Consider the following 26,555-nt stretch of genomic DNA (forward strand, 5'->3'; position numbering starts at 1 on the left):
AAGGAGCACACCATGGCAGACCCGATGCGCATTCGCGCAATGGAAAACGGCGGCACGACCGACGTGAAGATCCTGATGAAGCACGACATGGAAACTGGCCAGCGCAAGGATGCCTCCGGCAAGCTGGTGCCAGCGTGGCACATCACCAACGTGACCGTGCAGCACAACGGCAAGACGGTGCTGGACGCGCAGTTCGGCACCGCTGTGTCGAAGGATCCGTTCCTCAATTTCAAGTTCAAGGGCGCCGCCAAGGGCGACAAGGTGAGCGTCACCTGGGTCGACAACCACGGCGACAAGCGCACCGACGAGACGGCAATCCAATAAGCCCAAGGAGGCCGAGATGCGACGCAGCTTCTTTCGCGTGACCGCCGCGCTGGCGGCACTGGGCGTGGCGGGCAAGGCCGCTGCGCAGAACACGCCGCGCGCCGCTGGTTCCAGTGCCGGTGCCGGTGCTCGCTACAAGGTGGTCTACCAGTTGAGCGAAGGCATCGATCAGGCCGTGCGCGCGATCGGCAACCTGCGCAACCACCTCAACGGTGCACCCGGCACGAAGATCGTGGTGGTGGCGCTGGGGCATGGCATTGAATTCCTCGTCGAAGGGGCCAAGGACGCGCAGGGCCGCACGTTTGATGCGCCGGTGGCCGCGCTGGCCAGCATGGGCGTGGAGTTTCGCGTGTGCCACAACTCGCTGATGGCCTTCAAGGTGCCGGAAGATAAGCTGCTGCTGGAGGCCAAGGTGGTGCCCGCCGGCGTGGTGGAAATCACCCGGTTGCAGCAGGAAGAAGGTTTCGCCTATCTCAAACCGTAGGCGACCCACGGAGGGGATGGTGAAACGACTTACATTGACGGTCGCGGCAGCGGCGGTACTCGCAGCGGGCACCAACATGGCGGCCCGCGCGCAAGATCCAAAAGACAGCACCGCTGCTGGCATCGCGCAGTACCGCGAAATGCTGGCCGACGGCAACCCGGCCGAACTCTGGGAAGCCGCAGGCGAAGAGCTCTGGAAGAAGCCCGCCGGCCCGAAACAGGCATCGCTCGAAGCGTGTGACCTGGGCCTTGGTCCCGGCGTGGTGAAGGGCGCGTACGCCAAGCTGCCGCGCTTCTTCAAAGACACCGGCCGCGTGATGGATGCCGAACAGCGCCTCATGTATTGCCGCATGACACTGCAAGGGCTGACGAAGGAACAGGCGTCGGCCAATCCGTTCTCATCGCTGGGCAAGCCGTCGGACATCGAACGGCTGATGGCGTACATCACCTCGGAATCGCGCGGCGCGGCCATTGATATTCCGCTCGCGCATCCGGAAGAAAAGCGCACGTACGAACTCGGCCGCCGCATGTTCTTCTACCGCGGTGGCGCGTATGACTTTGCCTGCGCCACGTGCCACGCGCAGCCGGGCCTGCGCATTCGCCTGCAAGAGTTGCCCGATCTGCTGACCGCTGACGGCGCCCGCTTTGCGTATTCGACATGGCCGGGCTATCGCGTCTCGCAAGGCGAGGTGCGCACGATGCAGCACCGCCTGTACGACTGCCTGCGCCAGCAGCGCTTTCCGGAACCGCTCTACGGCAGCGAGGTGATCACCGCGCTCGAGCTGTTCCTCGCCCGCAACGCCAACGGCGGCAAGATGGACGCGCCGTCGATCAAACGCTGAGGTCAACCGACCATGCCACACATGATCCGACTGACCCTCATTGCGTTGGCACTCGTTGCCGGCACCGCACACGCTGCGGATGCCGCCCATGCCATCACCGCGCCCAAGCCCGATGCGAAGGCCGACGCCGCACTCGCCAAGGTTATCCACGAGAGCTTTGTCTCCACGGGCCCGGCCACCGTGGAAGGCGTGACGGAGCGCGACGACGTACAGAAGACCTGCAGCCAGTACGCCGACCGCAACGCTGTGCCCGCTGCCGTCGCCAAGACGCTGGAAGACGCGCAGATGAAGACCATCCATTACCCGGCTGACGGCAAGTGGCTGGGCGACTGGAAGGAAGGCGAGAAGACCGCGCAGAGTGGCCGCGGCATGCAGTTCTCCGACCCGGCTGGCGGGGCCAACGGTGCCAACTGCTACGCGTGCCACCGGTTGTCGAAAGACGAGGTGTCGTACGGCACCATCGGCCCGTCGCTGTACCAGTACGGCAAACTGCGTGGCGATTCCGAGGCGATCCTGCGCTACACGTGGGGCAAGATCTACAACTCCAACGCGTATGCGGCGTGCTCGAACATGCCGCGTTTCGGGCACAAGGGCATCCTCACTGAGCAGCAGATCCGCGATGTGATGGCGCTGTTGCTTGACCCGGCCTCGCCAGTGAATCAATAACGCCATGCAAGCCATTCGACGGTTCGTGATGTGGGCAGCAGCGGCGATGGTGTTTGCTGCTGCGCAGCTTGCCAATCATGCACAGGCCGTTGAAGTCGGCGATGTGGTGACGATGCCCGACGTACAACTGCTCGACGGTACGCGGGTGCCGGGCGACGCGTGGCGCGGGCATCCGGTCATCATCGCGACGTGGGCATCGTGGTGCCCGTTCTGCGCGTTGCAGAACCCGCGCCTGCAGAAGCTGGTCGACGCCACGCGCGGCACCGATCTGCGCATCCTCACCATCAGCATCGACGCCAACCCGCAGCTTGCCCGCGACTACGTCGCCAAGCGCGGCTTCACCTTTCCAGTGACGATGGAAACCGACGCGCTGTGCGCCGCCACCGGCCCACGCAAGGGCTTGCCCGAACTGCTCGTGCTCGACGCCCATGGCCGCGTGGTGCGCAAGGAAGTCGGCGAGATGCTCGAAGACGACGTGGCGGACTTGGCTCAGTACGCCCACCCGGCACACAGCCACAAGCAATGAACCGCCGCGAATTCGTCCAAGCCCTGGCGATTGCCGCCGCCGCCGGTCTGCGCCTGACCGACGCCCACGCCGAGTCCATCGCCTACAACGTGCCGCATTTCGGCAACGTTCACCTGCTGCACTTCACCGATTGCCACGCGCAGTTGCTGCCCATTGAATACCGCGAGCCCAGCGTCAACCTGGGCGTGGGGCAATGGGCGGGACAGCCGCCGCATCTGGTGGGCAATGCGCTGCTCAAGCGTTACGGCATCGCACCGGGCTCGCACACCGCACACGCGTTCACCTCGCTCGACTTCACCGAAGCCGCACGGCGCTACGGCCGCATGGGTGGCTTTGCGCATCTGGCCACGCTCATCAAGCACCTGCGCGCCACGCGCCCCAATGCGTTGCTGCTGGACGGCGGCGATACGTGGCAGGGCTCGGCCACATCGCTGTGGACCAATGGGCAGGACATGGTCGACGCGGCCCTCGCGCTTGGCGTCGATGTCATGACTCCGCACTGGGAGATGACCTACGGCGCCGACCGCGTGCGCCACGTGGTCGACCACGACTTCAAGAACAAGGTCGCCTTTGTCGCACAGAACATCCAGACCGCCGACTTTGGCGACCCGGTGTTCGATCCGTACGTGCTGCGCGAGCTGAACGGCGTGCCGGTCGCCATCATCGGCCAGGCCTTCCCGTACACGCCCGTGGCGCACCCGGCGGATTTCACGCCCGACTGGACCTTCGGCATCCAGGAAGAACGGCTGCAGAAGATGATCGACGAGGCGCGCGGCAAGGGCGCCAAGGTGGTCGTGCTGCTGTCGCACAACGGCATGGATGTGGACCTGAAGCTCGCCTCGCGCGTGCGCGGGTTGGATGCCATCCTCGGCGGCCACACGCACGATGCCGTGCCGGTGCCGGTGAAGGTCAGCAACCCGGGCGGCGTGACGCTCGTCACCAACGCGGGCGCCAACGGCAAGTTTGTCGGCGTGCTCGATCTCGATGTGCGCGGCGGTGCCGTGCGCGACATCCGCTACACGCTGCTGCCCGTGTTCGCCGATCTGCTGCCGCCGGATCCGACCATGATGGCGCTCATCGAGCGCGTGCGTGCGCCGTATCGAGACAAGCTCGGCGAGACGCTCGCCACCAACCGTGGCCTGCTGTACCGGCGCGGCAACTTCAACGGCACGTTCGACCAGCTCATCATCGATGGCCTGATGCAGGCGCAGGGCGCGGAGATCGCCTTCTCGCCCGGCTTCCGCTGGGGCACGACGCTGCTGCCCGGCGAGGCCGTCACCATGGAAGCGCTGATGGCCCAGACCGCCATCACGTACCCCGCCACCACGCTCACCGAGATGACCGGCGCCACCATCAAGACCGTGCTCGAAGACGTGGCCGACAACCTGTTCAACCCCGACCCGTACTACCAGCAGGGTGGCGACATGGTGCGCACCGGCGGCCTGCGCTACACCATCGACCCGATGAAACCGATGGGCCAGCGCATCACCGACATGCGCCTGGGCGACAAACCGATCGACGCCGATCGACGCTACAAGGTAGCCGGCTGGGCCGCCGTGTCGCCCGAGGCACGCAAGGCCGGCGGCCGCCCGGTGTGGGATGTGCTGGCCGACTGGCTGCGCGACCAGCGCGAAGTGACCGCCCGACCACTGAATACCCCGCGCATCGTCGGCATGGAAGGCAACCCCGGCATGGAAAACGCGGGTTGACCCGCGATTGAAGGCGCGCGGGGACTTCGGGTAGACTTATTTTTCACGGGCCGATAGCTCAGCTGGGAGAGCGCCGCGTTCGCAATGCGGAGGTCGGGAGTTCGATCCTCCTTCGGTCCACCAACTTACCGGCAAAGCTTGTCCAGCGTGAGACAGGGACCATATTTTTGCAGCAGATGCAAGGATATGCTTCTCTGACAAAGTGCAGCCTTATGCTTCAACAACAAAGCCGGCCTTGTGCCGGCTTTGTTGTTTTTCGGATGTGGGAACGAGGGTGCCTTGATTCGCCTCACGAACCGGTGCAACGAGGTACTTTTGCCCCAAGGACAAATCGTGAGATGATTTTTCCCACCGATTCGTTGGACTACGGGCCCGCGAGTGTGGCTCGCGGGCTATTTGCCTGCCTGTGGACCTGATCGTTCAGAGGAACTCCCAAACCAAATATCTCTACTGCTGAACGTAGCGGGTAGAGTCCGGAGCAACCGCGCCGCATAGCTCGCCGCCGCTCGTGCCTATTCGTTATGGGTATCGCCGGCAATAGAAGGTGCCATGAAAGCTACTACACGTCGCCGCCGAAACGATACCAAGCAGTTCGAATCGCTTGAAGCTCTTCGCGAACGACTGGCAGCGTTTGGATTGGCCACGCGCGACTCGGCCTTGCGCCGTGCCAAGGTGGAAGAGCCGATTTTCCCTGGGCCAGTTTTGGTGGGGCGTCGCGTTCGCCGTCCAAACTGAATCTGGCACATCTCCAGCACGCAGGGGCGGGCCATATTTCTGCAGCATTTTGGGCGGGATGTGGCCACAGGTTCCATAGGGCGTGTGTGGCATACCGGAGCTGTGTTGTTCAGCCGGATTGCATCGCGTCCTCTTTGCCCGCCGAATCTGGTATCGCAGAGCTCACTAGCTCAGTGCCTAGTGGCGTGAAGTGATGCACACCAACGCTTTGCTCAATAGCGCGACGTGCACAATGCCGGTTTCGCACCTCCGCAAACTCGGCAAGCGTAACCAGCACAGACAAAGCGGTCAGCCCGCCCACGATGGCTGCCCCTTTGAAATTGCTAGCCAGCAAAGCTACGACGACGATGATGAAACCGAGCACCGTTATCGCTATTGGTGCTATGAGCTGGCGAGCGGACCCCGGCTCAGGCGGTACGAAGGTATTCTCCGCGCTGAAGCCGGTCGACTCGTTGAAGTCCAGGTATTGCCTCCCGGCAGCAACATTCCTCGCTAACCGTAGTGCTTCTGGGTGCCGAACGATATAGCGCAGCTCGGCAAGTGTGAAATCCGAACCGTACGCGGAAAACATGCGGCCGGCGTCTGCCAATGTCGGCGCGTCGGCATTGATCTGCTCCCAGGCCTTAGCTACCGCCTCTGGATTTCGTGCACAGTGTTCGCGCACTATCCAGGGCAAGAAGCCGCTAACCAGTGATGCGATACCGCTAGACTGACTAGTCATTCGGAGTGTTCATCCTATTGTCGCCAACCAAAGCACTTCGATAGAGCGCCCCGCTACGGATTCTTCTCCGGAGCTATTCGGTCCCGCCTTTGTCTCTATTGAGGGCGGAATCTGCACGCCGCGAGGCAGGTCTCGCCTGCCGGCGATCCCGCGATTGCTTCCCCTCTCGCTTCGTTTCGAAAGCGCCGGAAGCATACCGTGTGGCCGCAGCCTCCGCGGCATTCGCCAGCGAAGGCAGCAGGGTGCATGAGAACCCTCCCAAAATGCCAAATGCAGTTAAGAGGGCTGGTGACGTGGAGTGAACGATTGCAGCCATCACGGTCGACATTACGAATCCTGACGGTACTGCCAGCAGCAATCTGGAGCGCAAGTATGCCGCGTGCTCTCTTTGCGGGCGCCCTCTGCCAAGCTGGCTCAACTTGAGATTTTCGTGATCCACAATTTTGGACAGCACAAAGACGTAGCCTCCAATGACGCCACCCAAAATACCTGCAGACGCGCCAGCCCATCCTCTCTGTGTGATAACAGGCTCGAAAAACATGTCGTATAAGGCGCATAAAACAAGCGCGGCAGTAAGAACGGCGATTGTCATCACAGACCACACATAGCGCGTCCCGGTTAAGAAATCACCTGCCTCCTCTGTCAGGCCATCGGTTTTCTCAGTCATCGTACTTCCCTTTCTCAATAGGAAATGAATGTAGTAGCGACCGCAAGCTGAAGAACTTTACCCCGCTAGTGCTGACGACAGGCCGATCGCATCTGGATCTGTAAGCGGCTATTCGTTTGCGCCAAATGCTGATCAAAATCAACCCCGTATTACTCGGGTGGTGTCAGCACAAACGGATTGCTACACTGCCCACGCAACGCGGGCGTAGTTATTCAGAAAATCTGCGGAGATGAGAGGGAGGGTCTTATGGGAAGCACAGGTTCCGGCCGTTTTTCCGACTATTCTGGTACGCAAAGAAAAGATTCGACAGGCCCGGGAGGCCGCAGCGGCGGCGCGAGCGGTGTCGACAAATGTCAGCAAGCATTTTCGGCCGTCTTGGAGGAAGTGGCTCAGTGTGACTACTACGGCCAACACGCAACGGTTCCCCCTGCTGGCGCTGAGCTTAGCATTGCCTTAAGCAAACGAGTGTTTGCTGTTGACTCCAACGGCACTGAGGTTGGCGCGCTCCCAACATCGCTTAACTACCTCGCCGCATGCCTGGAAAGCGGTGTGAGGTATGTTGGAGTTGTCAAATCGTCGGCAGCTACGCCGATTCCCACAGTCGAAGTCGATTTTGTCGCCCAGTAATCGTGGCCAATACCGACGCGGTTTTGATTGTTGGGGAGATTGTTGTTGACTACACCGTCCCTCAACAAGGTGCCGAGTGCAAGCTCCGACTGGGCGGTATAGTGCATGCCGCAAGAGGACTCTGGGCAGCCGGCTTAGAATATTCGGTAGCAACCTTCTGCCCTCAGTACCTTGTCGACCAGGCGAGTCACTACCTCGCTGCTCATGGTTGCAAGGAGTTTATCTGTTTGGGCGATGTCGTCGGCGCACCGAATGTGATCATTATCGGTGACCCAACAGAAGTCTCACACCAGGGCTACGAGGATCTGCTTCGGGACGACAAGAAAATCGTACCGCGTGATCCTCTCCCGAGCCTCGAGAGCTACCACAAGGTAATAGTCTTTCCCGGTAAATTTGATGTTGGCGTACTACTGGATAGATTTTCACCCAACGCGAAGTTCACGTTTGATGTCGCCTATGACGTTGACAGCATTGCTTCGCTTCAAGCGTTCTCTGGACGCACACAGGCCATCATCCTCTCGACATCGTCTCCGCTTTTTAGCCGCCGGGGACATGAGAACATCGACGCTCTGATCGCAGAAATTAGGACACTTTCGCCGGACGTCTTCCTATTGAAAGAGAACCGCGGCGGGAGCAGGCTTTTCGATCTGCGCGATGGCTCCGTTGAGGAGATCCCCGCGCAGTTGGGGAAAACCGTCAACTCCGTTGGTGTGGGTGACGTCTATTCTGCCGTCATGCTTGGCTACTCAGGAAGGGGGTGGATCGAAGCTGCTTGGCGCGGATGTCAGGCCGCAACAGCATATTCGCAGACAACATACCCCGACGATCTACGTCGTGATGTTCAGCGAGGGCTCAACCTGTCGGTACAGACACTGCGTGCGCTGGGCGGTACTACTCTGCCGTGGCACGACCGCCAGCGCTTCTCTCTCTATCTCGCTGGCCCCGATTTCTCGTATGTTGCGAAAGCTGAACTGGACCGGGCAGTGGATAGCCTTACGTATCACAACTTCAGGGTGCGGCGTCCTATCCAGGAGAACGGTGAACTTGCACGACCAGCGAGTCGAGCTGAATTGATTCGCACATATCACAAGGACTATCAGCTACTTGAAGAGTGCGATGTCGTCTTCGCGGTGCCCCTGGATCGTGACCCGGGGACACTAGTCGAAATCGGCATGGCGATCGCGCTAGGTAAGCCCGTGATTACCTACGACCCTCGGAACGAGAACAACAACACAATGGTCGTTGTCGGAAGTTCTGTATACTCTGCGGACCTTGATGAGTGCCTGAATGGCACCTTCGAAGCTCTTGCTAGGTTGCGGACCAAATCGACATGAAGAAAGCACTTCTTCTTGCTTCGGGCGGCCTGGACTCCACCACCGTTGGATACCAACTCCTGTCAGAAGGCGTCGAAGTTGTCCCCGTATTCTTCGACTACGGTCAGCATTGCGCCGAAATGGAGTGGAGTCGCGTTGGTGAGGTATTGCCCGCGGATATGCAACCACCGGAGCGGTATGACATATCGGACATCTTCAGGGGCTCGCGGTCGCGTTTGATTCACGAGGCGGACCTCTGGAATGAGGAAGTCCAAGACGATGATCTGTACATCCCGTATAGGACGATGCTGTTCTTCGCTGCGGCAGCGGCTAGGGCACAAACCGTCGGTATCTTGGACGTGTACACCGGGTTCATCAACAGCAACCACGCCAAAGAAATTGACTGTACGGCCACGTTCATGAATAGCCTTGACGGACTTACATCGAGCATTGGTCCTGTTCGCTTCCATTCTCCGTTCCGCTACTCGTCCAAGGCCGACGTAGCCCGCGCTGCTGTCAAGCTTGGCGTACCGATCGGTCGTACGTACTCATGCCAGGCTTCCGCGCGGTTCCCATGCGGCGCATGCCCCAACTGCGTTGAGCGGCTAAATGCGTTGAAAGCGGCGGGGCTGGTATGAGTCGACCCGAAGAGAAAGGGGCCGCCATTGCCGTTCTGCGGGCAGCGCGTCGTATTGCAGACTACGCGAAGGACGAGGGGGCACTCGGGGAGCAGAGTTTGCCAAGAGCTACATGTGAGCACCTGGGCGCGGTTCTAGCTGACTCGGTGCTCCAGGCGGGGCTGAACTACGCCACCGTTGTGCGGCCGAGAGTGCTGGCCATTCTACGAGCCTATCCCCAGCTTGATACGATTGCGGCCCTGCTGGAGTTGATCCAGGAGGGGGGGACGAGGCAGTTTCTTAATTGGCGACATCATGAAAAGGTGACCCGCTTCGAAGCATTGGTTGCTTTCCTGAACGAGTGGGGAGTCGACAACGTCCAAGATCTGCAGGCTCACCTGACGGTCGAGCAATTTTGCGATGCGATCCAGACTATCAATGGGGTTGGTCCGAAGACCGTTGATTACATGGCCTGTCTGGTTGGTATTGACTCCATCGCAGTCGATCGACATGTTCGCTCCTTTGCGAAGAAGGTTGGGGTCGAGAATGATGACTATCATTTCTTGAGACGGTCGTTTTGTTGTGCGGCCGACCTCCTTACTTTGTCGAGGCGAGAATTTGACGCCTGGCTCTGGAGACGGGCCGCAGCTCCCACGCAAATTCAACTGAGCCTAGGTATCTAGGACTCGTTGCTCGTCAATGGCGCTCGGATATAGCCGCTGGAACGATGGCAAGAAGGTGATCACAGTCCCAGCGACTACCGGCGCTATGAAGATCTAGGCTTGCCTCCCCTTCTCAGCCTCTCTGTGCTCACGAAATCGGAGACCGCACGCCGTAGCGCGGCTCGAACCTCCGGGCACGCGATCGAAATGCGTTGAGCTGCCAGCTCTGCCTTCACGATTTTCCGCGTGATGCGCTGCTTCGACGACAGTAGCCGCATCATAATTTTCCGACTTTGCGTCACGCTCGCCGCCAGTTTGGCTTTGGAGCTGTCCGACTTGAACTTCAGATGGGCCGCAGAAATCCTCCTGCATTCATCCGGGCATCGATAGCGCAGGAACGTGTATTTCTCACCCAGCGTTTTGGCGACATCGGTCAGCGCAAGGTGGTGTGGCCCGTTTCGAGCGATGCCGTCCAGCACCTTCTTCAGATCATCCAAGCGCTGCTCACTAACTGGCGGTCGGTGTTTAATCGGCTCCATGGCCGCCCGCTGACTCAAGTCGAACGCAGTCGCTGGATCATTCCGAAGCAATGCTACAGGGCTGACGCCAACCCGCTCGGACAGTTCGAAAAGAGACTTGAGCGAGAGCAGCTGGTGTTTGCGCAACCAGTTCAGCATCACGTGGGGCCTGAATCCTAAGCGACGCTCCGCTTCTGCTGTGATGCCACCAAAACGCTGCTGTATCAGTTCGGTGATGACCGTCGCGTGCCGACCCCGCGCCCCCAATGTCAATGCTTCGGGCGTTTGCCCAACGACAATGAGCTCCCCTATTGCTCTAGCCCGCGAAATGGCGCGCTGAGGGAGCGCCGGGGCGTTGCCATCGGCACGTTCCTCTTTACCCAGCCATTCCCCACAATACGAGCAGTAGTCGAGATAGGCGTGCCGAGTCACAAAGGGCTGTTGCCGACCGCATTGAGTGCAGCGATCAATCAGCGGACGCTCGTGAGCTGGACATACGGCCACCTGCTCGCAAAACCATGCGAGCGGAAAGTACGGCTCCTGGCCAGCCGCTCGCCACTCGTGAAAGCATGTCGGGCACCAGCACGGACGAGGATGCAGCAACGAGTTTCCGTTCGATGCGAGAAGCTCCCGCCACGGCAAGAACGAACCTGATGCTAGGCCGGTTTGCCCTGTTAACTGCTCCAGCGCACTGACAATCTCATGCGCGTACTTACCCAGCCCGTTCGCCGTTTTCGCATGAGTGTTGACGAAGCTGCTGCTCGGTCTGCGCAACTGTATGTCGGTGCGCGGCACGATCTCCCGGTTCAGTAGATCCAACGGCTTGACCGTGTGCGCACGTGCAATGCGAACCAGCAGGCTGCTGACACTCTCCAGCATCTGCGTGCCCGCTCCCATTGGCTTGAGCGTGACTAGGCGGCTTCGTGCCGGCGGTACCCAATCGTCGTCGAAATCCAAGATGAGTGGATCGATCATGACAGCAACCCTCCGACCGGATCCTTCGACGGATTGCGCTTGCCCGGCCTTCTGCGTCCTCGCTTGGTCGGCATCGCCGTCGGACTCGTTCCGGACAGTGTGGGCACCACACTGAAGCCCATTAGGCTCGCGACCTCTTGGTCATCTATGTCCTCCAGCTGCAGCTCACCGAGCTGGTTCTCTACAGCCATGAGCTTGAGTCGCTTGTTGGATTGTCGATTACGCTCCACGATCTTGGCCGTCACCATTTTGCTGCCCGTCCCGTATGCCTCTTGCAGAGAGCGGCGCAACCAAGTTTTCAGGTGCCCCGTACATCCCAACGAGTTCATCAGAAAGTAGTCAGGACGGCTTCTGAGGCACGGCTCGTATGGGATTGGCATCGCATCGAGCAGGCTGGTGACGATGTCGACAAAGCCCTTGCCATACGGGTCCATTCGCTCAAGATCGTGCGCCGTATAGCGTCTGAAGTGAATTGGCCGGGTGCGACGAGTCAGCTGACCGTTGAACCCGTCGATCTTCAGTAGGTCGTACGCGCCAACAAGCAGGATCAAGATGTTGAACTCGTTGGCAAGCGATTTCAGTAGTTCGAATTGCAGGAGATAGGAATCTCTATTCTTAGTGATGAAGAGATGGCTCGCCTCGTCGATGATGAGCAGCAACGTGCCTCGGTTCTTGACGCAATTCTCCACAGCACGTCGAAGCTCTTCGCGCACGAGCCTCGTAGTGTTGGTGATTCGCTCTCCATCAAGTTCCAGATGCAGCCTACCAGTGCTCTTTCGGCCAACAAGAGGCTCTTCAAAGGCTGTTAGCAAACGAATGAATGTGTCTTTCCAGTTGAACTCACCGGCGACTGGTGCTGGCAGTCGAAGCGAGACCACAGGCACAAAGTTGGGATCGGCGAGCATGCGCTCCAGATGGTGCTTTTGGTAGGCTCGAATAAAAGAGCCAACAACAGTCGACTTGCCCACACCGCTTGGGCCCGTCATCACGAACACACACTCATCGGTCACAGGATGAAGAAGGTTGCTGAGCTCGCTCCTTAGGTCGTTGAGCCTTGGGTGCACGATCTTCTTCGCGTCATATGCACACAGTGCCTCGATTTCTTTTGGGCTTGGGATACGTAAGTTCATTCCAGGTCTCCCAGTGCTTTCGGTTGATACTCAAACCAAGCGTTGGATGACGCGAGCGCTGCGGTGTCGGGCGCTACCAGTTCGTTCGGCACTTGCCAGCGGACGGTGCGTTGCTCTTTGTCATGAAGCCGGCGCATGGCAAGCACCTCTTCCGATTCCGTTGCCTGCAGGAATGCAGCGGTTTTGGCCGCGTCGGCATCTCGCAGGCGCCCCCCGATTCGCTTATCAAGTCGAGAATGCACGCTCGCAAGTTCGATTTCGCGGGTGGTGCGCCCTTCGAATACATAGAAGTACTCGGACTGAACGTCCTGCCACCTGTCTTGAACGAACACGTAGCCTATGCCCGCATTGAATGGGTCGTAGCGGACGGGCACATCTTTTTTTCGCAACGACAGATCCGCCAACGCGGGACCTGTGAAGTATGTGTAGTTGATCTTCACACCACGTGGCCCAACGCGCGCCGTGCCTTTGGCGGTGGTGGGGCATGTTTCTATGATGAAGTTGCGCGTGTATGGGATATACACATGCCTACGTTCGCCGGCCGTCGCTACGCCATCGAGGAACTTCTGGCGAGGCGAGCAGTTCAGCGTGGAGTGATGGTTGTTGGCGTAGACAGTAAAGAAGAACTCTTCGAGACGGTTCTGCAGTCTCTCGTACGTCCAAATTGCAAGACGGGCTGGTGAGATCTCTCGGCTCACCTTCCTGTATTGACGTTCTGCCTCTGTGTTGCCCTGCAGACCACGCAAGAGCACTTTTTCCGTGGTGCCGAAGAAGCGCTCGATCACTGAGCCCTGCCGAGGGCTACTGGTTTGACGACTCTTCTTGTTAACACCCGATCGCGCCAGAAGCGTTTCATAGTAGACAGAGTCAAACTCCGGGCCACGGTCTGTCACCAGGAACTGCGGCAATCGACCATGCCGTCGGACGCAATCACGTATGACCATCATGCAGGACACGTGAGACGGATCGTCGAAGCTTAGGTAGTAGCCCAACACGGTTCGAGAGTATGCGTCGAACATCAAGGTGAGCCAGACGCTTTTAACTAACGTGGATAGAGATTCATCCAGAAGCTTGATGGCAAGCGGTGTGTGGTCAATGTGGGCGATATGGAACGGGTGTGTCCCATGCACCGGCGTTGTGTAGGAAAGGTGCCAGTTCTGGATCGACTCCAGGTCGTATGCTGCTCGTTTGCCGAGGCGCTTCCTTTCGGAATCGATCGACCGACTGCGCTTTATTTCGGCCGAAACGGTCTTTCGTGATGGGGGTGTGAACCCTTGCTCCAGGCAAAGCGCTTCAACCGCGCCAAAGACCTGCGCAACCGTTCTGCGTCTCGGATCCTCGTACTTTTCTGCAGCGACAGCCACTAGAATTTCGTGGACTGCTTGATCAAGCTTTTGCGTCTTGTTTCCCTGCCGGCGTTCCCAGTTCGATACCAGACCAACTAGACCATAACCGTACTGCTCCTGTGCACGCCGGTAACCGGCCTTCCAGTTGGCTCGAGTTCGCCGACACACGCTGACATAGGGGTTGTCCTTGGAGGGCTCTCCATAGAGAATCTGATGGCGCCAGATCGCTTGCTGCTGCGCTTCTGGGCCGAACCGCTGAAACACCTCACCGGCTTGCTTGAGGTGGTCTGTTGCTTGATCCGGCTCCGGGATGATCTTGCCGCGAGTGGCGAGCTTGGAGAGGTGGTCATGCGAGAGTTCGACGAACCGTGATGACTTTCCCTCGGAATCCAAGCATCGTGCAGCGATACCTTCGTCGCCATAGTTCAATACCTCCCATCGTCTTCCGTCCCAGCTGAACAGCGTGCCGGGGTAGAGGGAAAGCGTCGTTTGCGCATGGGTGCCTAGGTCCGGCGTTCGCGTTAGCGAGAAGGTGGCGTAGGCTTGAGCAGACTCTGCATCGCGAAACACCACGGCTTCCTCAACCTGAGTCAAACGCTGCCGCGTGATGTCGAAGTGCACCGCTCCCGATACGATGGCTGCATAGAGAACATCGGCGCGGATGCCTTCCGCCAGAAGGCCATGGATCGTCCACCACGGACTATCGATGAGCTTCGCAGAGAGCGCGGCGAGGTCGGATTCTTCCAGTTGTGCAGGCTCGACAATGAAGTCCCGAAGAAATTCGAGGTTCTCAATAAGAATCCAGTTGTTCTCTTCGGATGACCTGACGTGGAACGCACACCCTAGTTCGGCGGCAGCGTTCCGCGCTGGTGGCGAGGTCCATATCCCATTGTCGGCTCGTAGCCACCGAGCCGGCTGCTTGAGCGCCAGCTCGAGCAGCGTCTTCTGCAATTTGCACTCAACGAATGTGAACCCGTCCTTCCCAATCAGGAAGAAATCGGGTGTGGTCATATGGGAAGTGGTGCGGCCGTTCGCACCTCGGTAGCTCAGCTTCAGCTTGTGACAGGGCTGGCCATACATCTCGTAGACGTCGGGGTCATGCTCCCACGTGACGAGGGCTGCGTACTCACCTTCGTAACTCTCAGCCTCGACAACGAATCCCATCTTCTTGCTGCAATAGCGGATGGTCTGACTTCGTGAGCCTCCGTCGGCTCGTCTGCCTGGGGGTTCATGGCGAATTGCCTGGATGCGAAGGCGTCCCGCTTCAGGCACGTTATGTTTGTCGAACAGCGCTTGGATCTCGGCGTCGGTCAGCATGGCAACCTCCCGACTTCCTGGGCCAGCGCGGTGTCGGCACGGGATGTGCCATTTGAAGTGAAACTGTTTGGTATCCCTGGCTGAATGTGCGCCAAACTTGGCTGCGAGCAGCTCATTATGTTTCTCCGGGATGTCGGCCTCCCTGGCGCCCTCCAAATCGAGCTGCCACAGGAATCCGACGGGTAAAGGAGTCCACTGATCGGATCAAGATCCGGCCGAAAATGGACGAACGGAGAGACCCCCGTTGACAAACGGGGGAAAACGGGGGATAAATGAACCGTCCCACTCCAAGGACAGTGCATTCCCCAAGACGGCCGTGCTTGCCAGAGCAGCGGCCGTTTTCATTTTCACGGTGCACAACCGTCGTCTGTTGTGCGCCGCATCTCACTCATTGGCTTCGTATCTTTTGCTGGTGAGCACCTCCATTGGCTGGTCGATTTTGGGCCGAAAATCCCCTTCATATCTGACGGGATTAGTCCTTTAATTTACCAAAATTCCCCTTGTAAATCAACGACTTGTGATTATGTTTGTGCTGTGATTCGATTATTTAAAAAGACCAAATAATTTAAATCACTAGAGGAGGTGATTAAAATTAATCGGTATATTTGGTGATTAAAATTTTTCGGGATTCCGCGAGCGAATGCCGAGAGCTTGTGGCGTGGGCGCGTCATATCCTTGGCAGGACGCCAAGCGAGGCAAAATAGAACCTCTCGCGCTGGTGGGCCAACAGCCGTAACCTCACCTAAGAGAATCGAACGATAGCGATAGGAAATAGCGAATGGCAGCATTCCCAGGCCCGGATGACGAAACGTGGAAGAGCATGAGTTCACTGGCACGGAAGGTGTATTGGGCCGTGATATTGCTCGCCTTCGGGTCCACCTTGGTGGTGTGGCTGATGTAGTCGTGAACGCCCGCCGCAGTCATGTTCTGGATGTGAGGTCACAAGCAAAGCTAGGAGCAGGGGCCTGGTATGAGTGAGGCAATACCCACGCCGCCCACGACCCTTGAAGATGCACTTCAAGCCGCACGCGCGCTCCTGAGCAGTGAGGACAAGGTGCTCATGCAGACACGATCGCTGGAAGATGCAATCGCGTCTTTGTACCTGACGCTCGGCTACCAACTTCGGTGTGCGCTCTCACTCTGGAGCGATGCGGCCGACCCGCTGATACTGGATATGGCGAAGAAGATGCCGGAATGTCCTCCGTTGGAGGCGGATTCAGCGTCGAGAGCCTTGATTCGTGCGCTATGGCACGAGTTCCACAATCACTAGACGACCAACGATGATGCTGATGAAGGAAGCCTCGCTCAGCGTGAACGAGCTCGTCGACCGCATACAGAATCTCCACGGCCAGCCTGTTGAGGTTGTTGGTTTGCTGACCTTCGAGTTCGAGCATACTTCGATCGATCATTTCCCAAAGGCCGAGCGCCGCGAAATCACCGACGACATAGATGCACCGCTTTACCGATCGAGTGCTTGGCTCGCCTTTGGATCAGGAAGTATGCAGGCGAATGAGCGCGTGCTTTCGCGATGGAACGGGAAACGCGTGAGAGTCACAGGGATCGCTTACGGTCCGCGAGGCCCAGGTGGATGCGGGCATTTTGGAGGGTGGGCATGCGAGATCGAGCCCTATTCGATCGAGCGCGCAGAGTGAGGCGTCGCTGGGTCACATCGCAGACATCCAGTCGCGATCTTCCAGATAGACAATAAAGTCGTCGATGGCATCCGCGGATAGGTCGAAGCGAGTGCGGTAACCACCCTTCGGATGCGCATCGATGATCTCAACGTTCCGGGTTCCCGGAGCCGATACCAAGAGCTGAAATAGCTCGGTGCGCTCGTCCTCCGTATAGACGTTCGCACTCCGTCGCCTCATCAGCCTATGGTATTGCCTCATTTTTTCTCCCTCGCTCTATGGTTCGCTATGAGTCAATCACGCACATGCTTCATTCACTTGAGGTGATTGGCGGCCACGACATGCTTCGAAGAATGACCATGTTGCGTGTAAATTCATCAAGGTACTCCTTGATAACGAGACCCTGTCTCCGCTGAGCAGCCATTTTTCGCGTCGCTTCGGCCATTTGTTGGTCTGACGCGCCAATCAACTTCATCGTCGCAAGAGCCTGCTGGGCGGACTTTTCTACAAAAATCGGGCCCACCGACGGCCCTGTTACGGCGATGAGGTTGTATTCCATGCGTGCTGTAAGCCTTACAGCATTTAGGTGTTCGCCGATGTGATGAACCTGCCTAGAAAGCGCGTCTTGGTCTGGTTTGGTGAGATCCTTTAACGGCGCGAAGACTTGGAGCTGGTCCGACAAACATTTCTCAACGTCGGTGCCGAGCGCTTCAGTGTAGAAGTCTTTGCTCCCCGGTTTCGATTGATCCGGAGCGGGTGTTAGTAGACCGCTACAAGCAGGTCCGACTATCCGCGCGAACTCGGCGGCAATCAATTTTCGGTTTCTGTCGTAGTTTTCTTGTAGCCGCTGCGTAAGCTGCGTCAGCTGTACTTGCTGCTTTGCCACTTGCTCGTCGACGACAGCTTTTTGGTACAGCGGGATCACGGTGTGGAACAAGCCCCACGCGGTGAGCGCGAATAGGCCAACTTGAGCCAGATGACTCAGAAGAGGAACGGTGCGCTCCGCTAGTGCGAGCGCTCGTTCGAAGCGAGATTTCATGTTTGCGGGACGGTGTTGTTGAGAGAGAAACGGGCGAGACGATGTCGTTCTATGAGGCTATGCAGCTACCCGTCTAGCACAGCTGAAAATCCGCCAACCAGCGCAAAAGCTCCTGACCTGTTCGCTTTCGGAAGTCCAGCGTGTTAGCTTCGGACAGAGCCCATGACTTCCAGGCGATGAACCGGCCGTCCGCTCGCTCCTCAGTCGTTAGGCGAGTCTCCACCTCCGCCACCAGCATCCTGAGCCGATCGGCACGTTCTCTTCCGTCCATCGCAGAGTCGAGCAGTTCTTGCCTCTGCTTTACTAGCGCAGCCTGCTTCGCAGCGATCTCCTGTCGCTTTCGTTCCTCTGCCTCTTTTGCCTTCCGAGTCGCTTCTTCTCTGCGCCGGATCAAATCGCGGTATAGCCAGTCGACCCAATCACGAAGCCGCAGCTCCTGCTCGGATAGCAACATCAGCGTTATCGACTTGAAGGCCGGCATGTCAAAGTCAGCGAAGGTGTGGACACCTTCACCTGGCTTGCTATTGCGGCTGTCGGATTCAAACCGAAGCTGAAACGGTTCGTCAGTGGCCTTGACGCCCTTGAGTGACGACGGCCCGTCCTTGTTCGTGAGCCCGACTTCGAAAGACTTGTGGTACTGCCCACAAGCGACACCTAGGCGGATGTGTCGTGTACCGCTGGAACTAGGCTTGAAGCCCAGATCAGTCCACCACCAGAGCAATCGGCTCAAGCCAGCGAGGAGCCGGTGTCCCTGCGGGCTGGCGAACTCAGGTTTTGTTCCCCAGCTGTAAGTGGCCAAGAGTTGTGCGCGTCGCTCATCTTCGGCCACGAGCTTCTCGACGGCGGGATGCGCGCCTCGAGTCGACTTCGGTAGGGCTACACGATCAATCAGTCCCTCATAGCGACGCAAAGCCTGCTCGATGCTTTCCTTGAAAGCCGGCAATGACGGGATCGGGATGTCCAGCGCATTCGGGTCCACTCTAGGGACCAGCCCGATCATCTCTTCGCGGTCTTCTGCAATCCGCTCGGCTACGGTGTAGGTGAGATCAGGTTTCACATAGCGCCGCTTGGCGCTTGTCCCGGCTGCGAGGCTAGCCCAATAGTCAGGCATTGGTGCTGGCACATTGAGTTGCCGACACATCTTGCCGATCATTACGTCAGATACACCGAGCTCCTTGGCGAGCTGCGTCCGTGGCATGCTCCAAACGAGGTCGTAGAGTTGTCTTCGTCCAATCGTCAACGAGTTGCTCATTCGGCCCGATCCAGTATGTCGAGTCTCAACGATAGCAATAGAAGGTGATGCCAGCCAGCGCCGACGAAGATGACTTGTGACTTGCCACTGCACAATCACTGCCGGGGCTGAACGGCTCTACGTGGTCCCGCTAGTTTTGCAGCGCACTCGAGAGCAGCTGAGATGAACGGGAATCAGCCTATTCGCTGTCGCTTGGCACGGCCTGATTGCGAGATACGTCGGCGAGTGCCGTTGAAAGTTCGTCCAGGCTCCCCTCCTTCCAAGCGGTTACCAATGCTTTTCCCTTCTGGGTGAGCTTGACGTTATAGGCAGTCTTTGTAAGTTCGGATGCAGGCACCGAAAACTTATGGCCTTCAATTGGGAAAAAACTGACCGGGCCGTCACCAACGAAATCCCGATATACGGCCTCTGCTAGTCCAGAAACAAGAAGGTCAGCGAATCGGACTACACCATCGCCTGTCAAGAACAGGTTCTCCGCAAACGGCGTGTCCAAAAATAGCAGCGCGTTAGCGGTCTCCCTCGCCCACGCGTGATTGGCCGCAACCAGCATCACTTTCCATGCTCTGACTGACTCATTTGGAATCGTCCCAGTATGGACCATTGCATGACAATTTGGACATAGCGGAATTAGATTGCCAACCCTGTCCGGCCCTCCATGCTCGACATGCACAATATGATGGATGTGCAGAAGCGGCAAACGACACCGCGGGTTAGCGCATGTATATCCGGCTTCAAGAAGTACCTCCCGCTTAGTCGCGGCGGAAAGATTTTTTCTACGGCTAGGCTTCGAGTTCTTCGTGGATTTTCCCGGCTTACCAGAAGTTGGCGACATAGGGGCCTTCAGGGCATGTGGTAGCGACGATTTTAGCGTTGGAACACGCGCATGTGTCGCACATGCGTAGAGGTGTATCGTGTCGCAAGTGCATACCGTTGCGCATGGGTTGTTACCCCCGCGCTGGAACGGCCGTCGGTGAAGTCGTCAATTTTTTGCCACTATCCGTCTGCCGTCAGGAACGTGGCCATTGCCACTGACGTACGCCGAGAAAAATCCTTGCCGGATGGGAATTGCAAAGGCATATCTCTTGTCGGAGTTGTCCTCCATTCCGAATGTGCCGCCCACCTAGACACTGCTAGTCAACACGAACATGCCGCGCCGCCTCTACATGCCGAACGAAGTTCTCCAGTCGATCAAGGAGCATATTGATATCGCCATTCCGCAAGCGGTCGCGGGCTTCATGTCCGCGAACGAAGACGAAGACACCATGACAGGCCAGTTGGGCGCGTACCTGCGAACGGGAGTGCATACAGTACAGGTTAAACAAGCAGAGATCGATGGAGCCTGGAAATGGTCCATCGACTACACGAAGTTTCGAGGGCGTGGGAAAGACGCCACCGAGAGTTTCATTGGCGCCGATGGCATCATTGAACTATCAGTTGACTGGACGGGGCGCAAAGAAACGAAGGCACTGCTTTTCCAAGCAAAAATGGATTGGCAATCGGACAGTTCCCTGGTACAGCAAGCGATGTTGTTGTCGACTTGGCGTGAAGCGTCCATCTTTGTCAATTACACCGAGACAGCTTTTGAGGCACTCTCGATCGACAGTGTTCTAAGAAGCCGAGGCGTCCGCTCAGATGCCAAAGGATTAATACCATTAGCCGATGCTCTATCGGAGTATTTTTTGCAGTGTAAAGTCGGCAGCACAGATTTGGCTTATGACCCGGTTGCGCGGCAATTGCGGTGGCGCGCGATGACCGGTGTCACAGTTGCCACGCAGTTCTCTATTCCTCACCGATTACGCGTCAAGGTCAAGGCGCCGGGTTATAAGCACAAGCTTGAGTGGGACAAGCTTATTCCAAAATCGGAGATTCATTCGCATCGTATGGCTGTTGAGCCAGATGAATTGATTGCTCCTCTCTTGACTTCTGTAGCGGTTGAGCCGAAGAAGCAGTTTCAAGCACTAAGTTCAGCTTACCATCCAGATAAGCTAGGGCAGATGGATCAACTCGTAAAGGACCTCGCAAATCGCAGAATGCAAGAAATCAATGCGGCCTATGCCGATATCAAGGAAAAGGGGAAAACCGGCAGTAGTTGACTGTAGTTTGAGCGGACACCAAGAGCTAGTAGGAGGCGTTTGCGGCAGGGACACAGGTGGCTCAGATCATCAAGCCAATTACGCAGGCCTTGCACGGTTTTTCCGGCCTCGAGCCAACTTGAAAGGCTAACTGAAAGTACCTTCCGGAGGGGACAACGTGTCTTTGTTGCAAGAAATTCAGAGCGAATCCAATGGGGCGCAGTTCCGACGCGCGGACCTGCATATCCACTCGTTCGGCGAGGGGGGCTCATACGATGTTAAGGATGCGACGATGACTCCCGAGGGTATCGTCGATACGGCGATAGCGGAGCGACTCGACCTCATCGCGATTACCGATCACAACCAAATCGCCAACATTCGTCCGGCGCTGAAATATGCCGAAGGCAAGCGGTTGCTTGTCGTCCCCGGCGTGGAATTGTCGACTCCCCAGGGGCATCTGCTTGTTTACTTTGAGACGGCTGACCATCTGCAGCGCTTTTTCGGAAAGCTGACTATCTCGGACGACAGGAAAGCCTGCCACAACACCATTCCCCAGTGCCTCCGCTTCGCTGAAGAGTTCAACGGTTTTGGCATTTGCGCCCACATCGAGCTGGACAGTGGCCTTGAAAAAGCACACCCAAAGTTTGACGCATTCAAACAGGAGGTTTTCAACTGCCCGAACCTCCTGGGCCTGGAGATCTCCAATGCCTCGAACAGCGCATGGTTCTCTCACGACGACACCGACGCAAATCGACGGAACTGCGCTGTAGACCGGTGCAAGGCTCTAGGTCTCGAGGACGGGATTGACTTGGCAAAGGTGATGTCTTCTGACGCTCACAACCTCAACGCGCTAGGTCGCAATGCCAGCGGCAACAGAAAGCTGACCAGGCTCAAGATGGAGGCCTTGACGTTCGCATCGCTACGGATTGCACTCATGGATGCGGCTGCGCGCGTGCGCCTGGAAGACCTAATCCCCGCATCCATACCGAAGTTCATAGGAATGAAGCTGGAGGGAGGCTTCCTAAAGGACCAAGTTGTGCGCTTCAGTCCGAACCTCACCTGCATCATTGGCGGCCGCGGCGCTGGAAAGTCAACCCTCTTGGAGTCGCTTCGCGCGGCGTCCGGCAACGCAGCGGAAAGCACCATCATTGACTCCGAAGTCTGGCCAGACGCAATCTCTCTCGTCTATGAGGACGAAGTAGGACAACTGCATACACTGACCCGCAGCAAACTCTGCGAGGTCGTGAACAGCGATCCCGAAGGCCCCGCGTCTGTCACTATTGAAAGCTACGGACAGGGAGAAACGGCTAACACGATCCAGCATTGCGATGATGACCCGGCGATCCTTCTCCGGTTTTTGGATGGTTTCATCGACTTTGGCGAATTGCGCGAGCAAGACGAGGCTCTGCGCGACGAGATCCTTGCCAACCAGGAGGTGATCGAGGCACTGCAGCTCAACATCAACCAAATTGCGTCCACAGAGAAGGCAAAGGGCATCGCCGACACCCAAGTCGCAGCCCTTAAGAAGCAGAACGCGAGCCAGGTCGTCGAATTAGAGGAAAAGCTGGCCAAAGAGCATCGATTCCGCGATGGACTGAAGCGCAACCTGGACCAACTTCTCACTTCAATCACCAACAGCTTGACTGGCGGCGAATTGCGCAAGTTGACGGCCGACGTCGACGGCAACGGTCTGGCCGTTGGCAAGGCGGAATTTGAAGTTGTCAAAGCGCTCGTCGATGGTCTCGCGACTGAGATCGAAACGCTCTCCGGCCAGCTCAAGCAGAAGGTCGTCGGCGCGAATGACAAGATCGCGGCGCAGCTTCGGGTCTGGATTGCGCGCGAGAAGGAGACGCAGGAAAAGATTGAGGAGATTCGACGGGACCTGGAAAAGCAGAACATCAAGCTGGATATGGCGTTCATCCGTAAGGTCACAAAGGATGCCGCCGATCTGCAGGCTCGACTCGTCGAGTTAAAGAAGAGCCAGCCGAGACAACAGGAGGCCCTCAAGGAACGCAGGCGCCTGCTCCAGGAGCGTGTAGACCTACGTGCGAAGATATTTAACGCCCGTCAGGCGTTTGCGACGACGATGAACAGCAATCTCGCCGCCGCTGTGGTTGACTACAAGGTGAAGATCCAGTTCTATGAAGGTCTGCTCTCCCCAGACTTGGAAGAGTTAATCAAGACCACCATGAACTGGCGAACCTCACAGGTTCCACGTGCTGCGCTCATCGCCGCCACGCTTTCGCCGGCTCGATTTCTAGCCGCAGTGGCTGCAAAGGACGCCTCGCCACTCGAACAGTTGAGCGACGCTGAAGGCAACCGCGTATTCTCCAAGACTGATGCGGCAGACATTATCGAAAAGCTCGGAGAGTGGCAGGCGCGATCCGTTCTAGAGCGGATCGCGTTTGAAGACAGGCCTGAGATCAAGGTTACGCGCGTCATTGACAAGCCCGATGGCACAAAGTCCCATCAGGTCCGCGATTTCGCCAAGCTCTCGCTCGGCCAGCAGCAGGCCATCCTGCTGTCGGTGCTGCTGTTCTCGAAGAGCCGCGTTCCACTGATCATCGATCAACCGGAGGACAACCTTGATGGCGAGTTCATTTACAAGACGGTTGTGCGTTCGCTCCGCAGTATCAAAGAGCACCGGCAGGTCATCATCGTCACCCACAACCCCAACATCGCCGTCTTGGGAGACGCTGAACTGATCATCCCGTTACGCGGCGCTAGCGAAGTGTCCGTGATCAGGGATCGCGGGTCGATCGACACCGGCCAGACCAAGGACATCGTCTGCACAATTCTTGAGGGTAGCCAAAAAGCTTTCAAGCGCCGGCAAGAGGTGTACGGATACTGACTCATCAAGGGTCCGCCGCCCCTAGAGCGTCCACATCCGCAATCTATTGGTGTCTAAGCCAGCACCCCGCACATTCGACAGCATTTACGCAATACCGATCGGTTCATCGCCGTCCGCCGATGGGCCGATGCGTAGCCACCTACCCAGCACTTCCTGTACGCAGTGCTGGCATAGATCAACGCTAACCATATTGCCATCGCCAAACACTGACTCGAAGCCGCAGCTATGATCGAACGACAGTCGTTCTTGCCACTCACCGGGTTCTTCTGGGGTCAGACGGCGCTTACAGCGATCGCAGGTACACGCGGCTAGCTCTTGAATTGTGCGACCTTGGTATTCGCGCATGATTGCCTCAGGATTTTGGATGGTTGGATGCCGATCCAGCCATGCTGATGGCGAGAGGGCGCACCAATGCAAGGCCGTACCATGCTTCAGTGCCACCATGGTCGACGGCATGCCCCGAAGACTCGGGGCAACACTCTAGGTCGCGGCGCCGACGCAGCCACTTAATCCCCTAGCTCGCCGTCTTTGGTTCGGACTACTTTCTTACGAATCAGCTTGCCCTCGGTATTCATAAGTTCGAGCGTCGCTACTTGGCTGGGTGTCGCGGACACGATTGCGTAGACTTCGGCAGCTTTCACGAGCTCCTCAGTGAGAAAGGGATATGCCGCTTTCAGTGCAGGGAATCCGAGCCCGCCTTTCTTCAGCGCGAGCAGGTTTGCAACGGGCAAGCGCGTACCAGAAAAGCATGGCATTCCGCCCATTACCTGAGGGTCCGATTGTATGACGCTTCTAGCATGTGCCATCTGCGTTGCGCGTCCCAGCGACGCGACCACGAAAGGCCACATGTCAGCGGTGATGCAGGACCAGGTCACGGTCCAATCGAAATCGGTCGAACCAAGCTGCTCGTGAAGTCCTAGGAAAAGTTCGAAGTCTTCTCGGGCTTCGATGCGTTCAATTAGCGTGCGGATAACCCGCGCTTGCCCCCACGGAGTCAGGCAACCATGCGTCGCAAGACAGAAGCTGGCTACCGGCGCAACCATTGGCACAAGCCGCTCTGCGTCTCCGTCGCAAATGAGTAGAGGCGCCAGCACCCGGTCTACGAGGAGCGCGCTGATCTCACGCTCAGTAGTTCCCGCCATGAAGGCTGTTTCGGCCAGAGAGATAAAGTGGGTAACACGCATGCGAATCCCCAAATGCCGTGCCTGCGGCGCAGGAGCCGTGCCCGCCGTCGGTCATGGAAATCCCCAGCCCACTGCGCCAACACGCTCAGTCGGGCTTGGTGAGCAAGCAGCGAACCGCTACCCGGTGGCTTCAGGTCCGCCGCCCTTAGCTTCGCTCCATTCGTCCGGCCAATTTCGACTCCTTCGGATGCATCCAGTCTAGTGTCTTTCGCGGGGGCGGAGGCACGTGGTACGAGGCCGATTTTTGCGACCGGCTGCAGCGCCTCAACCCTGACAGGATAGCGATTCGCGACAAAGTGCTGAGAATTACAGCTCGTCTGAGCAAAGTGCACAGATATGGTTCTGAGCAACGCTCCTTGACGAGCCGCGATCCGTTGTGTCACCGTTCCAAGGCGCAAAGATATGGGTTCAGGGTAATGCAAAGAGATGATCCCTGTCTCAAGCGATGCCAAAAAAACCCGCGATGCTGCAAAGCCTCGCGGGTTTTTTATTGCCGGCATTGCCCTGGTTTTACCGTTGACCCCGAGGTACCTCCCGCTCGGAGAACCGTGTCACATCAAGTGCGAGTCATGGAGACGCCGCCCTCGACGAGCAGCGTCGTACCCGTCACGAAGCTCGACAGATCGGACGCAAGATACAGCGCCGACTTGGCGATCTCTTCTGGATGGGCCATCCGTTTTAGCGCGTGGATGCTTTCGACAAATGCTTTCTGCTCGGGCGTGCTGGTTGCCTCACGCCCCATCTCGGTGTCGGTACCGCCCGGCATCAGCACGTTGACGCGCAAACCGGACGGACCGTACTCGGCGGCGAGCGTGCGCGTCAGGCCCACGAGGGCAGCCTTGCTTGCGGAATACGCAGCCATCCCGGGAAAGCCAACCGTGTAGCCGACGAACGATGACGTGAAAATCAGCGAGCCGTGCTGGCGCGCGAGCAGCGCTGGAATCTGATATTTCGCACCGAGGAAAGCGCTCGTCAGGTTGGTCTCGAGCGTGTCGCGCCAGCCGTCCAGCGTGATGTCGGTGACGCTACCGAGCGCTCCCATCGTCGCGGCGTTGTTGAACGCCACGTCAAGCCCGCCGAAACGGCCGACGGCCAACTCAACAGCATTCTTCGCGCAACGCTCGTCCCGCACGTCGCCTGCGAGTGCCACCGCCTTGCCACCGCGGTCGGCAATCTCGTCGACCAGCGTGTCGAGCAGCGCCGCACGGCGCGCAACTAGAACGACGCTCGCGCCTTCCTTCGCAAACATCTTTGCCACCTCACGGCCGATGCCTGAGCTGGCGCCCGTCACGATCGCAGTCTTGTCAGTGAGAAGAGCCATGTCCATTTCATTTTGATGATCCGAGCG

General features: G+C 58.0%; 27 protein-coding genes, 1 tRNA gene and 1 pseudogene. 16 read left to right on the top strand and 13 right to left on the bottom strand.

The window, feature by feature from the left end; translation table 11 throughout:
• The first annotated feature begins 12 nt into the window (after positions 1 to 12).
• From soxZ to AB0305_RS01540, 7 genes are all read left to right on the top strand, one after another.
• Positions 13 to 324 (top strand): thiosulfate oxidation carrier complex protein SoxZ, encoded by a 312-nt coding sequence (soxZ, locus tag AB0305_RS01510; protein WP_366170798.1) that lies wholly within the window; start codon positions 13 to 15, stop codon positions 322 to 324.
• A gap of 16 nt (positions 325 to 340) precedes the next feature.
• The gene (locus AB0305_RS01515; protein ID WP_366170800.1) at positions 341 to 808 is read left to right on the top strand and encodes a DsrE family protein; all 468 of its coding nucleotides are present in this window, start codon (positions 341 to 343) and stop codon (positions 806 to 808) included.
• Between the two features lie 16 nt (positions 809 to 824).
• Entirely contained in the window at positions 825 to 1,649 is an 825-nt protein-coding gene (gene soxA, locus AB0305_RS01520) for a sulfur oxidation c-type cytochrome SoxA (RefSeq protein ID WP_366170802.1), read from the top strand.
• 21 nt (positions 1,650 to 1,670) lie between these two features.
• Complete coding sequence (gene soxX, locus AB0305_RS01525) at positions 1,671 to 2,315, top strand: sulfur oxidation c-type cytochrome SoxX (protein ID WP_366170804.1); 645 nt, start codon at positions 1,671 to 1,673, stop codon at positions 2,313 to 2,315.
• 4 nt (positions 2,316 to 2,319) lie between these two features.
• Entirely contained in the window at positions 2,320 to 2,841 is a 522-nt protein-coding gene (locus tag AB0305_RS01530) for a TlpA disulfide reductase family protein (RefSeq protein ID WP_366170806.1), read from the top strand.
• A complete protein-coding gene (soxB, locus tag AB0305_RS01535; RefSeq protein WP_366170808.1) occupies positions 2,838 to 4,550 on the top strand; it encodes a thiosulfohydrolase SoxB in 1,713 nt (570 codons plus the stop codon). The genes AB0305_RS01530 and soxB overlap by 4 nt, the downstream gene beginning before the upstream one ends.
• Before the next feature lie 47 nt (positions 4,551 to 4,597).
• Positions 4,598 to 4,673 (top strand) — tRNA-Ala (locus AB0305_RS01540).
• 721 nt (positions 4,674 to 5,394) lie between these two features.
• Here the strand turns inward: AB0305_RS01540 and AB0305_RS01545 are convergent.
• Positions 5,395 to 6,006, bottom strand: a complete 612-nt coding sequence (locus AB0305_RS01545) for a hypothetical protein (RefSeq protein WP_366170810.1) — start codon at positions 6,004 to 6,006, stop codon at positions 5,395 to 5,397.
• 73 nt (positions 6,007 to 6,079) lie between these two features.
• The gene (locus tag AB0305_RS01550; RefSeq protein WP_366170812.1) at positions 6,080 to 6,673 is read right to left on the bottom strand and encodes a hypothetical protein; all 594 of its coding nucleotides are present in this window, start codon (positions 6,671 to 6,673) and stop codon (positions 6,080 to 6,082) included.
• 246 nt (positions 6,674 to 6,919) lie between these two features.
• On the opposite strand from AB0305_RS01550, the gene AB0305_RS01555 reads away from it, so the two are divergent.
• From AB0305_RS01555 to AB0305_RS01570, 4 genes are read left to right on the top strand one after another with little or no spacing between them, the layout of a single operon-like run.
• Positions 6,920 to 7,300, top strand: coding sequence for a hypothetical protein (locus tag AB0305_RS01555; RefSeq protein WP_366170814.1), 381 nt, complete (start codon positions 6,920 to 6,922; stop codon positions 7,298 to 7,300).
• A gap of 2 nt (positions 7,301 to 7,302) precedes the next feature.
• On the top strand, positions 7,303 to 8,634 hold the full coding sequence (locus tag AB0305_RS01560) for a nucleoside 2-deoxyribosyltransferase (RefSeq protein ID WP_366170816.1): 1,332 nt from the start codon (positions 7,303 to 7,305) through the stop codon (positions 8,632 to 8,634).
• Positions 8,631 to 9,251, top strand: a complete 621-nt coding sequence (locus AB0305_RS01565; protein WP_366170818.1) for a 7-cyano-7-deazaguanine synthase — start codon at positions 8,631 to 8,633, stop codon at positions 9,249 to 9,251. Before AB0305_RS01560 ends, AB0305_RS01565 begins: the two co-directional genes overlap by 4 nt.
• Positions 9,248 to 9,913, top strand: coding sequence for a hypothetical protein (locus AB0305_RS01570; protein ID WP_366170820.1), 666 nt, complete (start codon positions 9,248 to 9,250; stop codon positions 9,911 to 9,913). The genes AB0305_RS01565 and AB0305_RS01570 overlap by 4 nt, the downstream gene beginning before the upstream one ends.
• Positions 9,914 to 9,996: 83 nt before the next feature.
• On the opposite strand, the gene AB0305_RS01575 is transcribed toward AB0305_RS01570, so the two are convergent.
• Genes AB0305_RS01575 through AB0305_RS01585 form a run of 3 tightly spaced genes read right to left on the bottom strand, consistent with a single transcriptional unit; the run spans position 9,997 to position 15,178 of the window.
• On the bottom strand, positions 9,997 to 11,385 hold the full coding sequence (locus AB0305_RS01575) for a TniQ family protein (protein ID WP_366170822.1): 1,389 nt from the start codon (positions 11,383 to 11,385) through the stop codon (positions 9,997 to 9,999).
• A complete protein-coding gene (locus tag AB0305_RS01580) occupies positions 11,382 to 12,515 on the bottom strand; it encodes an AAA family ATPase (protein WP_366170824.1) in 1,134 nt (377 codons plus the stop codon). Before AB0305_RS01580 ends, AB0305_RS01575 begins: the two co-directional genes overlap by 4 nt.
• Positions 12,512 to 15,178, bottom strand: coding sequence for a DDE-type integrase/transposase/recombinase (locus AB0305_RS01585; RefSeq protein ID WP_366170826.1), 2,667 nt, complete (start codon positions 15,176 to 15,178; stop codon positions 12,512 to 12,514). The genes AB0305_RS01580 and AB0305_RS01585 overlap by 4 nt, the downstream gene beginning before the upstream one ends.
• Positions 15,179 to 15,956: 778 nt before the next feature.
• Between AB0305_RS01585 and AB0305_RS01590 the strand changes: the two genes are divergently transcribed.
• From AB0305_RS01590 to AB0305_RS01600, 3 genes are all read left to right on the top strand, one after another.
• The gene (locus AB0305_RS01590) at positions 15,957 to 16,079 is read left to right on the top strand and encodes a hypothetical protein (protein ID WP_366170827.1); all 123 of its coding nucleotides are present in this window, start codon (positions 15,957 to 15,959) and stop codon (positions 16,077 to 16,079) included.
• A gap of 69 nt (positions 16,080 to 16,148) precedes the next feature.
• Positions 16,149 to 16,448 (top strand): hypothetical protein, encoded by a 300-nt coding sequence (locus AB0305_RS01595; RefSeq protein WP_366170828.1) that lies wholly within the window; start codon positions 16,149 to 16,151, stop codon positions 16,446 to 16,448.
• 10 nt (positions 16,449 to 16,458) lie between these two features.
• Positions 16,459 to 16,830 (top strand): hypothetical protein, encoded by a 372-nt coding sequence (locus AB0305_RS01600; RefSeq protein WP_366170829.1) that lies wholly within the window; start codon positions 16,459 to 16,461, stop codon positions 16,828 to 16,830.
• Between the two features lie 12 nt (positions 16,831 to 16,842).
• On the opposite strand, the gene AB0305_RS01605 is transcribed toward AB0305_RS01600, so the two are convergent.
• The 5 genes and pseudogenes from AB0305_RS01605 to AB0305_RS01625 form a co-directional block, all read right to left on the bottom strand.
• On the bottom strand, positions 16,843 to 17,049 hold the full coding sequence (locus AB0305_RS01605) for a hypothetical protein (RefSeq protein ID WP_366170831.1): 207 nt from the start codon (positions 17,047 to 17,049) through the stop codon (positions 16,843 to 16,845).
• Positions 17,050 to 17,119: 70 nt separating this feature from the next.
• On the bottom strand, positions 17,120 to 17,848 hold the full coding sequence (locus tag AB0305_RS01610) for a hypothetical protein (protein WP_366170833.1): 729 nt from the start codon (positions 17,846 to 17,848) through the stop codon (positions 17,120 to 17,122).
• Between the two features lie 73 nt (positions 17,849 to 17,921).
• Positions 17,922 to 19,100 carry a hypothetical protein gene (locus AB0305_RS01615; protein WP_366170835.1) on the bottom strand — a complete coding sequence of 393 codons (1,179 nt, stop codon included), beginning with the start codon at positions 19,098 to 19,100 and terminating at the stop codon, positions 17,922 to 17,924.
• 178 nt (positions 19,101 to 19,278) lie between these two features.
• Entirely contained in the window at positions 19,279 to 19,650 is a 372-nt protein-coding gene (locus AB0305_RS01620; RefSeq protein ID WP_366171069.1) for a hypothetical protein, read from the bottom strand.
• 51 nt (positions 19,651 to 19,701) lie between these two features.
• A pseudogene (locus AB0305_RS01625) lies at positions 19,702 to 19,932 on the bottom strand (HNH endonuclease); the annotation flags it as partial.
• Positions 19,933 to 20,245: 313 nt separating this feature from the next.
• On the opposite strand from AB0305_RS01625, the gene AB0305_RS01630 reads away from it, so the two are divergent.
• Both AB0305_RS01630 and AB0305_RS01635 read left to right on the top strand, forming a co-directional pair.
• On the top strand, positions 20,246 to 21,193 hold the full coding sequence (locus AB0305_RS01630) for a J domain-containing protein (protein ID WP_366170837.1): 948 nt from the start codon (positions 20,246 to 20,248) through the stop codon (positions 21,191 to 21,193).
• 157 nt (positions 21,194 to 21,350) lie between these two features.
• Entirely contained in the window at positions 21,351 to 24,023 is a 2,673-nt protein-coding gene (locus AB0305_RS01635) for a TrlF family AAA-like ATPase (protein WP_366170839.1), read from the top strand.
• A gap of 84 nt (positions 24,024 to 24,107) precedes the next feature.
• Here the strand turns inward: AB0305_RS01635 and AB0305_RS01640 are convergent, their stop codons facing one another.
• From AB0305_RS01640 to AB0305_RS01650, 3 genes are all read right to left on the bottom strand, one after another.
• Positions 24,108 to 24,479 carry a hypothetical protein gene (locus AB0305_RS01640; RefSeq protein WP_366170841.1) on the bottom strand — a complete coding sequence of 124 codons (372 nt, stop codon included), beginning with the start codon at positions 24,477 to 24,479 and terminating at the stop codon, positions 24,108 to 24,110.
• A 50-nt stretch (positions 24,480 to 24,529) separates the two neighbouring features.
• A complete protein-coding gene (locus tag AB0305_RS01645) occupies positions 24,530 to 25,207 on the bottom strand; it encodes a DUF433 domain-containing protein (RefSeq protein WP_366170843.1) in 678 nt (225 codons plus the stop codon).
• Between the two features lie 556 nt (positions 25,208 to 25,763).
• Positions 25,764 to 26,528, bottom strand: coding sequence for an SDR family oxidoreductase (locus AB0305_RS01650; protein WP_366170845.1), 765 nt, complete (start codon positions 26,526 to 26,528; stop codon positions 25,764 to 25,766).
• Positions 26,529 to 26,555 lie beyond the last annotated feature (27 nt).

The sequence above is a fragment of the Arthrobacter sp. NPDC080086 genome (assembly GCF_040702285.1).